At 57.1% G+C, this 14,867-nt stretch carries 12 protein-coding genes and 1 pseudogene; 1 reads left to right on the top strand and 12 read right to left on the bottom strand.

Going from position 1 to position 14,867, the window contains the following annotated elements; translation table 11 throughout:
* Positions 1-287 precede the first annotated feature (287 nt).
* The gene (locus NYE69_RS32335) at positions 288-953 is read right to left on the bottom strand and encodes a hypothetical protein (protein WP_036619374.1); all 666 of its coding nucleotides are present in this window, start codon (positions 951-953) and stop codon (positions 288-290) included.
* Positions 954-1,627: 674 nt separating this feature from the next.
* On the opposite strand from NYE69_RS32335, the gene NYE69_RS32340 reads away from it, so the two are divergent.
* Complete coding sequence (locus NYE69_RS32340) at positions 1,628-2,989, top strand: CynX/NimT family MFS transporter (protein ID WP_082207645.1); 1,362 nt, start codon at positions 1,628-1,630, stop codon at positions 2,987-2,989.
* 123 nt (positions 2,990-3,112) lie between these two features.
* Here the strand turns inward: NYE69_RS32340 and NYE69_RS33865 are convergent, their stop codons facing one another.
* The 11 genes and pseudogenes from NYE69_RS33865 to argJ all read right to left on the bottom strand — a co-directional run bounded on the left by NYE69_RS33865 (position 3,113) and on the right by argJ (position 14,853).
* Positions 3,113-3,436 (bottom strand): hypothetical protein, encoded by a 324-nt coding sequence (locus tag NYE69_RS33865; RefSeq protein ID WP_051985230.1) that lies wholly within the window; start codon positions 3,434-3,436, stop codon positions 3,113-3,115.
* A 35-nt stretch (positions 3,437-3,471) separates the two neighbouring features.
* Positions 3,472-4,272, bottom strand: a pseudogene (locus NYE69_RS32345) (MFS transporter); the annotation flags it as partial.
* The gene (locus NYE69_RS32350; protein ID WP_051985227.1) at positions 4,265-4,615 is read right to left on the bottom strand and encodes a hypothetical protein; all 351 of its coding nucleotides are present in this window, start codon (positions 4,613-4,615) and stop codon (positions 4,265-4,267) included. The pseudogene NYE69_RS32345 and the gene NYE69_RS32350, both read right to left, overlap by 8 nt.
* A 111-nt stretch (positions 4,616-4,726) precedes the next feature.
* The gene (locus NYE69_RS32355; protein ID WP_240534089.1) at positions 4,727-6,223 is read right to left on the bottom strand and encodes a methyl-accepting chemotaxis protein; all 1,497 of its coding nucleotides are present in this window, start codon (positions 6,221-6,223) and stop codon (positions 4,727-4,729) included.
* A complete protein-coding gene (locus tag NYE69_RS32360) occupies positions 6,154-6,714 on the bottom strand; it encodes a hypothetical protein (protein WP_240534087.1) in 561 nt (186 codons plus the stop codon). Before NYE69_RS32360 ends, NYE69_RS32355 begins: the two co-directional genes overlap by 70 nt.
* A gap of 304 nt (positions 6,715-7,018) precedes the next feature.
* Positions 7,019-8,434: an argininosuccinate lyase gene (gene argH, locus NYE69_RS32365; protein WP_036619373.1), complete on the bottom strand. Its 1,416-nt coding sequence runs from the start codon at positions 8,432-8,434 to the stop codon at positions 7,019-7,021.
* A gap of 97 nt (positions 8,435-8,531) precedes the next feature.
* Positions 8,532-9,770: an argininosuccinate synthase gene (locus tag NYE69_RS32370; protein ID WP_036627455.1), complete on the bottom strand. Its 1,239-nt coding sequence runs from the start codon at positions 9,768-9,770 to the stop codon at positions 8,532-8,534.
* Between the two features lie 95 nt (positions 9,771-9,865).
* Positions 9,866-10,828, bottom strand: coding sequence for an ornithine carbamoyltransferase (gene argF, locus NYE69_RS32375; RefSeq protein WP_124333353.1), 963 nt, complete (start codon positions 10,826-10,828; stop codon positions 9,866-9,868).
* Positions 10,829-10,831: 3 nt separating this feature from the next.
* On the bottom strand, positions 10,832-12,202 hold the full coding sequence (locus NYE69_RS32380) for an acetylornithine transaminase (RefSeq protein WP_082207644.1): 1,371 nt from the start codon (positions 12,200-12,202) through the stop codon (positions 10,832-10,834).
* Positions 12,203-12,654: 452 nt separating this feature from the next.
* Positions 12,655-13,494, bottom strand: a complete 840-nt coding sequence (gene argB, locus NYE69_RS32385) for an acetylglutamate kinase (RefSeq protein ID WP_036619370.1) — start codon at positions 13,492-13,494, stop codon at positions 12,655-12,657.
* A gap of 123 nt (positions 13,495-13,617) precedes the next feature.
* Complete coding sequence (gene argJ, locus NYE69_RS32390; RefSeq protein ID WP_036619368.1) at positions 13,618-14,853, bottom strand: bifunctional glutamate N-acetyltransferase/amino-acid acetyltransferase ArgJ; 1,236 nt, start codon at positions 14,851-14,853, stop codon at positions 13,618-13,620.
* Between the last annotated feature and the right edge of the window lie 14 nt (positions 14,854-14,867).

Raw genomic sequence — 14,867 nt, forward strand, 5'->3', positions numbered from 1 at the left:
ATAAATGGCGTTATTTTGCTACTCCCTGCATAAAAAGGCATCTGCATAGCCCGTTTCCATAAAATAGAGACATTTTATACCGTTATTTCCCCGGAAATTGTCTCCTTCGGTCAAATAGGGACATAAAAGGGCGCTATTTATCAGTGGAACCAGCCAACTGCTTGTCCCACTCCGCCTTTTCCCCTTTGCTTGTCCCACTCCACTCCACTCGTCCCTCGCCACCAGCCCCTCTTCCCATCTCAGCCACATCGCACACCTGACACACCTGGCACACCTGGCACACCTGACTAGATCACAAATCGCTTCCCCTCCATGCTAAGCTGATAGGACCGAATCCGCTCGCTGCCTCTGGCTGGCTCAAGCCAATTTTTGTCCGCCATTTGGCGGAGCCACTTTCTTGCCGTTTTGTTTTCCACCCTCATATGCCGGCAAATATCCCCTGGGGTGAGCGGGCGTCCCGTCCGCAGAAACAAGCGGATGATTTCCTTTTCGACATAGTCGATCTCCTGAACTAGCTTCCCTTCGCCAAGCCACCTCCCCATAAACTGCTGCAGCGTTTGTTGGCAGTAACGCGGACTCTCCTTCACATCGTCATAGGTAAAACGCAGCACCATCCAGCCGTCCAAGATCAGGTCGTTCTGCCGACGGCAGTGATCCGAAAACTGCAGCCGGCTGATGTTGCGCAAGTGCGGTCCATACCCGTCAATCTCCACAGCCAGCAGCAGACCGGAACGAATATAAGCAAAGTCGAGATAACGATACCCGTCCTTAAAATCGTTGACTTCATATTCCGGGTGCAGATGATCCAAACTCCAGAATGACGGCCACCATACTTTTTCCACAAACAGACTTTCCGCATGTCCATGCCCCTCCTCAAGCCTTCTTGCCCGCTCGCCTTGACGCGACGCCAAGTGTCTTGCGATCCATTCCGAGTACTGCTCCTCAAATGCCATTGATCACACCTCCATAAAAAAATAAAACGCCTTTCGTCTACGACAATGTTCGTAAACAAAAGGCGTGCGCTTCACGGCCTAGCTTGCTGCCGGCTGGTCCCTGATCCGGGTTAGATAATAGCAACAATTGGATATTTAACTTGATTAGTATTTTACCATATTACGGAAAAAGCGCAACAGTAGATTACCGAAAACGCGGGATCGCCAGTTTTTTTTACGGTTCAACCCGGAAATCGGCGCTTGACAGTCGGCTACAGAAACGATGAAGCGAACCTCCGGCCTTCTAAAATAGCAGCACTTTATGTACTTATTATCCGGGGCCCCAGCGTGTTCATCCCATTAGTGACATTTTTTGTCCCTATTTTCTTGTGAATGCACCAGAACATGGGCATTTCCTGGCGACGAGGGGAAATAGCGACATAATTTGCCTCTATTTCTCTCAAATGGGCGGACATCACCGGAATAACGGCATTTTTGGCCCTTATGTTGTTCGCTGGAGCTTTAAGGCGGGCCATTAATTTAAAGTTTATCATGGTGTGTTAATTTTAGTATACTGGAGTAAGCGTGTCTATGTGACAAAAACCGCATCAAAGGTACGGCATAGAATCCAAACTACAATTAGCGGCTTAAATGACTTCATGATTCGTTTTTCTTCCAAGGAGGGTACAACATCAATGCACAAAACAACGACCGTTTCCGGGGGGCAAACTGCTGGGGGCCGCGCTGCGGGAGGCCAGAGCGTCGGAGGACAAGCCGCTGGGGGCCAGACCGCCGGAGGCACAACTGCCGGAAACACAAGCACCGGAGACATAAGCGCCGAAGGGCAAGCCGCCGGCGCGCGCAGCGCCTCGGCCGGGCTGCTTGTCGCCGCCGTGCTGCTAACCGCCGCCACGCTGCGTTCGCCGATCACCGGGGTCGGCGCCATGATCGGCCAAATCGAGGCTGCCACCGGCTTGTCCCATGCGCTGTCGGGGATGCTGACGACGCTGCCGCTGATCGCTTTCGCCGTTTTTGCGCTCGCCGCCCCCAAATTGTCCGTTTGGTGGGGCATGGAGAGAACGCTTTTTTATAGTATGATGCTCATGACTGCCGGCGTGATCATCCGCTCGCTGCCCTCTGTTGCCGCGCTGTTTGCGGGAACCGCGCTGATCGGGGTGGGGATCGCCGTGTGCAACGTGCTGCTTCCGGCGCTGATCAAGCGGAGTTTTCAGCAGCGCGTAGGGCTGATGACCAGCCTGTACACCTCGTCCCTCAATCTCTGGGCGGCGATCTCCTCCGGCATTAGCGTTCCGCTCGCCGCTACCGCTCTGGGATGGCGGGGAGCGCTTGGCATCTGGGCCTTGCTGGCGGCGGTGTCGGCTTTGGTGTGGGTTCCGCTGCTTCGCCGCCGTCCCGTTGCCTCTGGCGAGGCCAAGGCACAGCTTTCCCCGGCGGCGGCAAGCGCTCCCGCACGGCGAGGCGGAATTTGGCGTTCCAAAACAGCCTGGCTCGTCACCATTTTTATGGGCTCACAGTCGATTATGTTTTATGTGAGCGTTTCATGGCTGCCGGATATTTTGCAGGTAAAAGGGATGAGTCCCGAAAAAGCCGGCTGGATGCTTTCGCTGATGCAGATCGTCAGCATGGGCGGCTCCTTCCTGATGCCGCTCATCGCCGCGCGGACGGATAACCAAAAGTTGTTAACCGCAGCTTCGTCGGCCCTGTTTTTCATCGGATTCGGGGGAATCTGGCTTGGTCCGGCGGCGCTCGCCCCGCTGTTCATTGTGTTGCTCGGTATCGCCAGCGGTACCACGTTCAGCCTGGTGATCGTCTTTTTTTCGCTGCGGTCGCGTACGGCGGAGCAAGCCGGACAACTGTCCGGCATGGCCCAATCGGTCGGATATCTGGTAGCGGCGTTTGGGCCGGCATTGTTCGGTTATATTCATGACGTCAGCGGAGGGTGGAACGCGCCGCTGGCCGCGATCATCGCGTTTTCGGTGCTGACTGCCCTGTTCGGGTATGCCGCCGGACGCAAGGGTTTTGTCGATACGCGCTGAACAAACAAGCGTTCGGGATCGTTCGTCAGACTGCGCGCGTTTCGGTTAATTCATGTACTAAAAAACTGTCCCCAGATCCAGGATCTGATCAGGACAGTTTTTTGTTGTGCTGCCACGAGCGGCTTATTCCTTGTCGGCTGCCGGCCGGGGTTCCCGTCCGGAGCTGGGGGCGGCTCCACGGGCGCGGGAGTGGCTTAGCATTTTGGCGTTCCCCATAAACAGCACCGCGATCAGCGCAAGCGCCGCGGGAACGATCGTCCATCGGAACATATCGGTGATCGAGGCAGACAAATCGTTGACGATCCGCTCCAGCACCGGGGCGGAGATCGCTTTTCGCGCCTTCGAGGCCAGCAAGGTCCGGGGATCGTCCAGCGAAGGCAGCCCAGCCGCGCCTTCTGTCCCGGCCAGCGATTCCGCTAAGCGGCTGGCGAAAAAGTTGCGCTGCAAAATGCCGAATACGGGTGATCCCGATCGTCCGCGTTGCTGCTGGCAAACAGCCGTTTCCGGAACATGCCGAAGGAAATGATCGGCTCCCCCGCCCTGCGCTCCGCCAGCAAAAACACGATAAACAGCAGCGCAAACGCCGCGAACAAACCGAGGATCACTACGGAGTCCCAGGCATACAGCTGGCCGCCGAGCTCCAGCGCGAACATCAGCGCAACGATGGCTCCAATCAAGGTTAAAGCACCCCACCAGTCGATTTTTTGCTTGGCATGAACCGGGAGACTCCCGATAAAAAACGACGATAAACAACAGCGCAAGCACACCCAGGGGCAAATTAATGTAAAAATTCCAGCGCCAATTCAAGTGGTCGGTAATAAACGCGCCGAGCAGGGGGCCAGCCAAGCTGGAGATGCCGAACACAGCGCCAAACAAACCGCCCATCGCCCCGCGTTTTTCAATCGGAAACACGTCGAACATGAGGGCAAAAGCGATCGGCATCAGCGCTCCGCCGCCGATCCCCTGGATTGCGCGGTATATGCTGAGCTGCACGATATTGTCCGTCAGGCCGCACAGCACCGAACCGAGCAAAAAGATCGCGATGCCAAACACGAAAAACCGTTTGCGCCCATACATGTCGGACAGCTTGCCGAAAATCGGCATCGCCGCCATTTCCGCAACCACATAGGCCGAGGTGACCCAAACGTACTATCCAACCCGCCCAGTTCGGCTACAATGGTGGCCATGGCGGTGGATACGATCGTGTTGACCATCGCCGCCATCAGGATGCCGAGCAGCAAACCCGCCACCACGAACCCAAGCCGGCTATTTCCATCACACATGATCGTTGCCTCCGCCTTTCAGGCATTCTTTAACCTCTGAGTCCGGATCCTGATGATACTGTTTCGTATATTCCACGAGCCCGATCCGGCAGCCGGGACCAATCGTTACATCGCCTCCGCGCACGACATCACAGACCGTATTCTCCAACCGGATCACATCGCCTTCGATTACGTTGGCCTGCAGCTCCGGCGTTCCCCACGACTTCAGCCAGGGCATCAGTCCCCAGGAAATTTGCGGGGCGACGCTGATCCGGGCGCCTACGATTTCCGCGGCACGGGCGGGACCAAGCAGCCGCCCGGCACCCGTTTTTAACCGTACTGTGATTTTTTCGTTGTAAATCATCCGGACCTAAAAAAATTTGGAACGAAGCTGATTAAAAAACGCGCGGCCCTTTTCCTTTTGCAGGAACAGGGCCGCACGCAGCGATAGAGTATGAGGTTATAAGGAGGTTAATTAAAGTTTAAACCGTTCGATCTGTGCATTGACATCGGCCGCCATCCGCGCCAAACCTTCGGAAGCCGAGGAGATTTCCTCCATCGAAGCGAGCTGCTCCTCGGTTGCGGCGGTTACGCCTTGGAAGCTTTCCAGGCTTTTCGCCGAGGTGGCCGCGATCTGTTCCACCGAATTTGCGATCTCGTCCGCGCTGGCCGACATCTGCTCGGTAATGGCCGACACTTCATGGATTTGCTCCGAAATGCGCTGCGTCGAGCGCTCGATTTCGCGGAACGCCTGCTGGGCTTCTTCGGTCACGGACATGCCCCGGTCCACATTCGCGTTGACGTCCTGCTTGATCATTTGGTACGCCTTGCCGGTAAGCTCGTTCATCTCTCCGATATGCTGCTGAATGCGGTCCGCCGTAACGCGCGACTGCTCGGCCAGCTTGCGCACCTCGCCCGCCACGACCGCAAAGCCGCGTCCTTCTTCGCCGGCCCGGGCCGCCTCGATCGCCGCGTTCAGCGCCAGCAGATTCGTCTGCCCGGCGATGTCCGAAATCGAGCCGCTCATCTCGGCGACAAATGCGCTTAGCTCGCTCATCTGCTGCATCAGCTCCGCCGATTCGCGGGTAGAGCGGCGAATTTCTTCCATTTGCAGCCCGACCTGGGCAACCTTCTCGCTGCCGTTCTGCACGTCGGATACCGTTTGCGAAGACGACTGGACAATGGTGGACGAAGCTTCGGCAATTTTGCGGATGCCCATCGACATTTCTTCCATCGTTTTGGCGCTTTCGGCCGAAGACGCAGCCTGGCTCTCCGCATCACCCGAAGCCTCTTGCACCAGCTCGACGACATGCTCGACCGCTTTCGCGTTTTGCTCCGTTCCGGCCGTCAGTTCTTCGCTCGAAGCGGCGAGCTGGCTGGCGGTTTCCGACATTTCCTGGACCATCGTGCGCAAAGAAGCCAACATGCCGTTATAGTTCTCCGCCAGTTGTCCGATTTCATCTTTTCGCTTCACAACGACATCCTCGTTTAAGTACCCTTCGCTGACCCGCCGTGCCGAATGGTTCAACTGTTCGATCGGACGGGTAATAAGGCGGATGACGAAAAACAGCACGATGCCGGCAACCACCAGTGAAATCGCTAAAACGATCATGGATGTCCAAAAAATCGGCATGGAGGCTTCGCTAAATTCCTGTAGTTCCAATACGCCGACGATCTTGAATCCCGTAAGCTTGTTCGTGGTGAAAAATACGCTCTGCGACAAATCTGTCTTCGGGTTGACATACTCCATAAATCCCGATTCCGTCCCCTGAATTTTGGCGATTTGGTTCCCGGCCGCTTCTTCGCCAATGGCGTTTGTCGGATGCGACACAAACTTGCTGTTCCGGTCCATGATATAAATGTACCCGTTTTTGCCCAAACGGATCGCTTTCACCATTTCGTTCAGCTGGGCCAGGTCAAGGGAAACCGTGATCGCCCCCTGTCCATCCGCCAACGCGCGGCTGATGAACAAATTGTAGTGGCCCGTTGTTGACGATCGATGATGACCGTTTCTTTCGGAGCCTTCAACGCGGCTTTGTACCAGTCTCTTTCCCGCGGATCATAGTCCTGCTTGCCGGGATCCGGCGCTTTCATCCACGCCCCGTTTTGGTTCCCGACGGTCAGGACCTCCAGCTCGGGATGTTTCTCCATAAATAATTCCATCAGCTCCTGGACTTCGGTCGACTTCGCGTCGATTTGCGCCGAATTGATTTGCATCACCAGTTGTTCGACGTTGCGGCTCTCCGCTTCGATGATTTGATTCAGCGTCTCATCCAAGAGGTTTACGTTCGATTTGACGCTTTCTTCCATTTTAGAGCGCAGCTGCCCGCTGGCGCTGGTATAGCTGGAATAAGCGACGACCAGGTTCGGGATGATCAGCAAGACGGCAAAAATAAGGAGCATCCGGTTACGCAATGTCCTGACTTCCACTAAACTAAGCAGACGGTTCCAAAAGGCTTTCATTAAATTCTCTCCTTTGCGGTATGTGTAAAATTTAAAAGTAACTGGGTTGATAGGGATGACATTTGATTGAGGAGGGGGTAAAAGATCATTCACATAAAGCGGCATAATCTATATTTCGACAATTTATGTCAGTTTTTATAGAGTATTTTTGAAATTTCAATGAAAAATATTATAATTAACTTTCATTTTTTCACATAAAAATGGGATGGTTTAGGAGCCCCGCTCGCTCACAAAAAAAGCAGCCGCTCGTCAATGACGATGGCTGCTTGTGATTTTACCGGATCATCCCGGATGGGCCGGCTATTTATTTACTTTTTTCCGCGTACTCCTGCACCCATGTCCGGCCGCTCTCCAGCTTCCGCTCCGCGCGTTCGATCGCCGCGGCTACCTGCTGCGAAGCCGTACCTCCGTATACGTTGCGCGCGTTCACGACGCTCTCCGGCTGCAGCACCTGATAGATGCTGTCGTCAAATAGCGGCGAAAACTGCTTGAATTCCTCCAGCGTAAGGTCGAGCAAATATTTGCCGTTTTGAATGCAGTACAGCACCGTTTTGCCGATGACCTCATGCGCCTGGCGGAACGGCAGGCCTTTGTTGGCCAGGAAGTCGGCGATGTCGGTCGCGTTGGAAAAGTCCTGGTTCACCGCTTCGCGCATCCGCTCCTTGTTCACCTTCATCGTGGCGATCATCGGAGCGAACAGCTGCAGCGCTCCCTGCAGCGTAGCGACCGTATCGAACATGCCTTCCTTGTCCTCCTGCATGTCTTTGTTGTAGGCCAAGGGCAGCGACTTCAGCACCGTGAGCAGGCCCATCAGGTTCCCATATACGCGGCCCGTTTTGCCGCGGACCAGCTCCGGCACGTCCGGGTTTTTCTTCTGCGGCATAATGCTGCTGCCCGTGCAAAACGCATCGTCCAGCTCAATGAAGCGGAATTCGGTGCTGCTCCACAGCACCAGTTCTTCACTGAGGCGCGAGAGATGCATCATCAATATCGAAGCGTCCGCCAAAAATTCGAGTATAAAATCGCGGTCGCTGACTGCGTCAAGGCTGTTTTCATAAACGCCGTCAAAATGCAGCTGCTCGGCCACGAAATGGCGGTCGATCGGAAACGTCGTTCCCGCCAGCGCCCCCGCTCCCAGCGGCAGCACGTTGATGCGCTTGTAACTGTCCTGCAGGCGTTCGATATCGCGCTGGAACATCGATACGTACGCCAGCAAATGATGGGCGAACAAAATCGGCTGCGCCCGCTGCAGATGGGTATACCCGGGAACGATCGTATCCTGGTTCGCTTTGGCTTGCCCCAGCAGCGCCTCCTGCAAATCCTGCAGCAGAGCGACGAATTCAACGACCCGTTTGCGCAGGTACAAATGCATGTCCGTCGCCACCTGATCGTTCCGGCTCCGTCCGGTATGCAGCTTCCCGCCGACCCCGCCGACCTCTTCGATCAGCTGTTTTTCGATATTCATATGAATGTCTTCATCCGACACGGAATACTCCAGCTCGCCGCGCCGAATTTTGTGCAAGACGGCATGCAGGCCTTCCTTGATCTTGTCCACGTCCTCCTCGGACAAAATTCCGCATTTGCCCAGCATCGTCACATGCGCCAGGCTCCCCTGCACATCCTCCTCGGCCAGCGCTTTGTCAAACCCGATGGAGGCGGTATATTCCTCGACTAAACGGTTGGTCTGCTTCGTGAAGCGGCCTCCCCACAGTTTGCTCACCTGATCCACTCCCTTATCTGCTATAGAGGTAGTTTAAAAAGTCATCTTTTAGCCGACTTTTTAAACTTGAACTTACTTATAAAGCTCGTTCAACGGCTTACTTGCTTTTGTTCTGTTCCACGCCGGAGCTTACTTTAAGCCGCAGCGCGTTCAGATGAATAAAGCCCGTTGCGTCCCCCTGATCGTAAGCCTGGGTCGGATCCTCCTCCATGGTGGCGATGTCCGGATTGTACAGGCTGACCGGGCTCTTAACGCCGGCGGCGATAATGTTGCCTTTGTACAGCTTCACGCGCACCGTGCCCGTCACGTTCTTCTGGCTTTCGGTCACCAGCGCCTGCAGCGCCAAGCGCTCCGGGGCAAACCAGAAGCCGTTGTACACAAGCGTGCTGTAGCGCGTGATCAGGCTGTCGCGCAGGTTCATCACTTCGCGGTCCATCGTCAGCGACTCCATTTTGCGGTGGGCCGTAAACAGGATCGTGCCGCCCGGCGTTTCGTACACCCCGCGGCTTTTCATGCCGACGAAGCGGTTTTCCACCATGTCGACGCGGCCGATGCCATGTTTGCCGCCAAGCTCATTCAGCTTCTCCATCACGGCCAGCGGGTTCAAACGTTCGCCGTTCAGCGCCACGCAGTTGCCCTGCTCGAATTCCAGCTCCAAGTATTCCGGCTGGTCAGGCGCATCCTCCGGCGACACGCTGAGCAGGTACATATCCTTGTTCTCCGGCGCGGCCGCGTCAAACCACGGATCCTCCAGCACGCCGCTCTCGTAGCTGATGTGCAGCAGATTGCGGTCCATCGAATACGGCTTGGCCGCGGAGGCCGTCACCGGGATGCCGTTCGCTTCGGCGTAGGCGATCATTTGCGCGCGGCCCGGGAAACGGTCGCGGAACTCGCTCAGCCGCCACGGGGCAATCACCTTGATCTCCGGCGCCAGCGCCGCGGCGGCCAGCTCGAAGCGTACCTGGTCGTTGCCTTTGCCGGTGGCGCCGTGAGCAATTGCCGTTGCGCCTTCGGCGCGGGCGATTTCCACCATCCGCTTCGCGATCAGCGGGCGGGCGATGCTGGTGCCCAGCAAGTACTGTCCTTCATACAAAGCCCCCGCCTGGAACATCGGGAAAATAAAGTCTTTGGCGAACTCCTCGCGCAGGTCGTCGATATATACCTTCGAAGCGCCGGTGGCCAGTGCCTTCGCTTCCAGCCCATCCAACTCTTCCTTCTGGCCGATGTCGGCGGTGAACGCAATGATCTCCGCGTCATAAGTTTCTTTTAACCATTTCAGAATAACCGACGTATCCAGTCCCCCGGAATAGGCCAGCACGATTTTTTCTTTTGCCATGATCCTGATATCCTCCTCGTTGATTGTCAAAGCGAAGCCCGGGCTCCGGCTCAGATATTCGACGCTGGCCGTGTCTACCCCGGGCATCCCCCAAATTATCCGAGCAAAGCCGCCAGCAGCGCTTTTTGGGCATGCAGCCGGTTCTCGGCCTCGTCAAAAATAATCGAATGCGGGCCGTCGATGACGCCTTCGCTGACCTCTTCGCCGCGATGCGCCGGCAAACAGTGCAGAAAGACGTAGTCCGGTTTGGCGTATTTCGCCAGCTCTTCGTTGACCTGATAATCCTTAAAAGCGATCTCCCGGATTTTCTGCTCCTCTTCAAAGCCCATGCTGGCCCACACGTCCGTATAAATGGCGTCGGCGTCCCGCACAGCCTCTTTCGGCTCGCGGACCACTTCAATCCGCGCCCCCGTCGCTTTGGCGATTTCCTTCGCGTCCGCCACGATTTGCGGGTCCGGCTCGTAGCCCTCAGGGCTTGCCACCGACACGTGCACCCCAAGCTTCGCCCCGCCGATCATCAGCGAATGGGCCATGTTGTTGCCGTCGCCGATGTAGGCCAGCTTGAGCCCTTGGAGCTTCCCTTTGTGCTCGTAAAGCGTCTGGTAGTCGGCCAGCACCTGGCACGGATGAGCCGCATCACTGAGGCCGTTAATCACCGGCACGGCGGCGTGGCGGGCCAACTCGACCACTCTGTCGTGGCCAAACGTACGAATCATGATGCCGTCCAAATAGCGGGACATCACCCCGGCCGTATCGGCGATCGTCTCGCCGCGCCCGAGTTGGATGTCGTTTTTGCTCAAAAACAACGCATGCCCGCCCAATTGATAAATGCCCACTTCAAAAGACACCCGCGTCCGCGTCGACGATTTTTCGAAAATCAGCCCCACGGTTTTGCCTTTGAGCGGCTGATAGACCTCGCCGTTCTTCTGTTTGCGCTTGAGCTCAACGGCCAGGTCGATCAGGTAGTGGATTTCCTCCATAGTATAATCGGTCAATTCGATAAAATCACGTCCGCTAAGGCTAATACTGCTGTGTTTCCCCTGCTCCAGCAAAGTCATCGGTTATTTCCCCTCCTTGGCGGTATAGGCTGCGATCACGTCGGCCAGCATGGCTACGGCCTGATCGATGTCATCCTTCGTTACCTTCAGGTTCGGCAGCAGACGGATGACGTTGGGTCCCGCCGTGACGAACAGCAGGCCTTTCTCCTGGCCAAGCGTCACGATATCCGCGACCGGTCCGGCGCATTCGATGCCGATCAACAGGCCTTTGCCGCGAACCTCCTTGACGAACGGCACGGCCTGGAACGTTTTCTCCAGGCGGCTGATCAGGTAGCGTCCCATCTCGTCCGCGTGCTCGGGAATCCGCTCTTCCTTCATCGTTTCAAGCGTAGCGATGATCGCCGCCGCTATGACCGGGTTGCCGCCGAAGGTGGAGGCATGCGTTCCCGGCGTAAACGCCTCGCGCAAATACTCCTTCGCCAGCATTGCGCCGGCCGGGAGGCCGCTGGCGATACCTTTCGCCGAAGTGAAAATGTCCGGCTCAATGCCGTAGTGCTGGTAGGCGAACCACTTGCCGGTCCGGCCCATACCCGTTTGCACCTCGTCGATGATCAGCAGCACCCCCTGCTCCCGGCACAGCGCCGCAAGCTCCTGGACAAAGCCGTGATCAACCGGATACACACCGCCTTCGGCCTGAACCATCTCCAGCATCACCGCGGCGGTGTGCGGGCCGATGGCGGCTTTCAGCGCGTCCATGTCATACAGCGGCACGGTTTTGAAGCCGGCCGGCAGCGGCAGGAAGCCGTCCTTTACCTTTTGCTGGCCGGTGGCCGTCAGCGTGGCCAGCGTCCGGCCGTGGAACGATTGCTCGAACGTAATAATCTCATAACGTTCCGTTCCCTTCACCTTCTGGTGGTACCTGCGCGCCAGCTTGATCGCCGCTTCGTTCGCCTCCGCGCCGCTGTTGCAGAAAAACACCACATCAGCGCAGCTGACCTCGGTCAGCATCCGGGCCGCCGTCTCCTGCTGCGGAATGTGGAACAGGTTGCATACATGCCACAGTTCGTCGAGCTGGGCTTTCACCTTGGCCTTCACTTTTTCCGGCGCATGTCCCAGATTGGCTACGGCCAGACCGCTCATAAAGTCCAAATAGCGGTTGCCTTTGTCATCCCACAGCCAGCTCCCCTGGCCTTTTACCAGATGAATCGGATACCGGGCATAGCTTGGAAAAAGCGCGCTGGAGCCCGAGTTGGCGCCAGGGCTTGAGCTTCCATTAGGGTTGGAACTTGCACTGAGGCTGGAATTTGCTCCAAGGCTGAAGCTTGGACTAGGGCTGGTGCTCGCACCTGGACTTCCGGTTGAAGAGGCGCTCCCCGCTCCATTGGCGGCAGTTTCCGCAGGTTTCCCCGTTTCTTTTACGTCGCTTTGTGCCATAAGTTTTATCACTCCTGTCTATGATTAAGAAATCGACTCGCTGTGCAGCTCTTTTCACGACCAACACACGTAACATAAAGGCAAAAAATGTCGTTATTTCGGCCAATCCCCCACTTTGAGTGAAATAGAGGCAATTTATGTCGTTATTTTCACGAACCGCAGGGAATTGCCACTTTTTCGGGACCGCCCCTGGAAAATAAGGACCAAAAATGCCGCTATTCGGGATGAACATGTTCAATTCCAAAAAATAAGAGCATAAAACTCCGCTATTTTGATGAGACCACGTATCCGGATTGTTCTACTGGTTGTTCTACTTGTTGTTCTACTTGTTGCTCTACTGGTTGTTCTACAGGCTAGTCTCCGCAATCCAGCATCTATTAGTCTAACATATATCTACCGTCACTCTATTAACCTAACTATAACGCACTATAGCGCAAACGGGAACAACGGGGCTACTGCATCCGGACGATTTTGGTACCGATCTTTTCGCCGGACAGTACTTTCCCCAGCACGCCGGGTTCGGCGCCGTTGACGATGACGACTTCCTTGACTTTGCCGCTGATGCAGTCTACCGCTGCGCGAACCTTCGGAATCATGCCGCCGTAAATTTCCCCGGCCAAAATCATGTCCTCGATCTGCTGTACGGTAATCGTCTCCAGCACGCGCTTTTCCCCATTCACGGTCTTCATGATGCCGGGGACGTCCGTGACGACGATCATCCTCGACACGCCCAATTCGGACGCTACCGCGCCGGCCGCGGTATCGGCGTTGATGTTGTAGCGCTGGCCGTCCGGTCCGGCGCCGACCGGAGCGATGACCGGCATATAGCCGAGGTTCAGCACGCCGGCCACCAAATCGGCGTTGACCCCGGTCACTTCGCCGACCAGGCCAACTTCATGGCTAGCCGCCACCGGCTTCGCCTGCAGCAGGCCGCCGTCCACGCCGGACAGGCCAAGCGCCTTGCCGCCGGACTTGGCGATGCGGCGCACGATCATCTTGTTGATGCTGCCGGACAGCACCATCTCCACCACGTCAAGCACCTCTTCCGAGGTATAGCGCAGCCCGTTCACGAACTTGCTTTCGATCCCGAGCTTGCCGAGATTTTCCGAGATCGCCGGCCCGCCTCCATGCACGATAACCGGCTGGACTCCGCTCTCCTGCAGCTTGACGAGATCGCCGAAAAAAGAATCCGGCAGCTCCGCAAGCGTGCTGCCTCCGCATTTCATGACAAACATCCGCCCTCCGGAAAGCTTACCCGCCGCATCCGGAGCGCTGTTTACTGCCGTTGTCATCGTTCAAATGCTCCTTTCCGTCCGATAGATTTCAAAATTAGGTGAAGCGCAAGCGCAATAGCAATAGCAATAGCAATAGCAATAGCAATAAAGTTCATCTTAAACTATCGGTCCGCCCCTGGACTAAGTCCGGTAAGCGGCGTTAATCCGCACGTAATCGTAGGTTAAATCGCAGCCCCAGGCGGTCGCTTCGCCCTTGCCGTTATGCAGGTCCACGAAGATGTTCACGGTGTCGCCCTTGAGATAGGCGAGCGCCTCATCCTCGTCGAAAGGAATCGGCCGCGAGCCCGACAGCACGAGAATGTGGCCGAGCCTGATGTCGACGGTCTCGGGGTTGATCGGCTCGCCTGCCCGGCCCGCCGCCGCGATGATCCGCCCCCAGTTGGCGTCGGCGCCAAACACCGCCGATTTGACCAGGCTCGAGCCAACGATCGTTTTGGCGATGGCGCGGGCAGACCCATCGGTGACAGCCCCCGTGACCGTCACCTCGACCAGGCGCGTGGCGCCCTCGCCGTCGCGGGCGATCGCCTTGGCGAGCGTCTCGCACACGTGCCGGAACGCGGCGGCGAAGGCGTCCCAGTCGGCGTGACCCGGCGCAAGCTCGCCGCCGCCGGCCAGGCCGCTGGCCATCGCCAGCAGCATGTCGTTTGTGCTGGTATCTCCGTCGACCGTGATCATATTAAATGTCAGGTCGGTCGTCTCACCCAGCAAGCTTTGCAAGGCCTGCGGCTCGATCGCGGCGTCGGTCGTCACGAAAGCGAGCATCGTCGCCATGTTCGGATGAATCATGCCCGAGCCTTTGGCCGCCCCGGCGATCGTCACCTCGCACCCGTCAACGTCCAGCTTGACGCACACCTCTTTTTTCACGAGGTCGGTGGTCAAAATCGCCTGGCAAAACTGCTCGGCGCCCTCGCCGCTCGCCGCCAATGCCGCCGGCAAACCGGCGATGCCGGCGGAAACGCGGTCCATCGGCAGCAGTTCGCCGATGACCCCGGTCGAGGCTACGGCGACTTCGTGCTCGCCGAGCCCAAACGCCGCGGCCGCCGCCGCGCGCATCGCGTACGCGTCGGCTTCGCCCTGCGCGCCGGTGCAAGCGTTGGCGTTGCCGCTGTTGACGACGACGGCCCGCAGCAGCCGCCCTCCCGACGCGATGCTCTCCCGCGTCACCTTCAACGGGGCGGCCTGGAACACGTTTGTCGTGTACACGGCCGCCGCCGCCGCCGGCACCTCGCATACGATTGCGCCGAGATCGTTGCGCGGCGTTTTTTTCAAGCCGCAATGCAGTCCGCCGGCCCGGAAGCCTTTTGGAGCGGTAATGCCTCCCTCCGGCGCAACGCGAAATAAACTAACTACTCCCATGACGTTCTCCTTTC

The organism is Paenibacillus sp. FSL R5-0527, assembly GCF_038008055.1.
In the GTDB taxonomy this organism is placed as follows: domain Bacteria; phylum Bacillota; class Bacilli; order Paenibacillales; family Paenibacillaceae; genus Fontibacillus; species Fontibacillus macerans.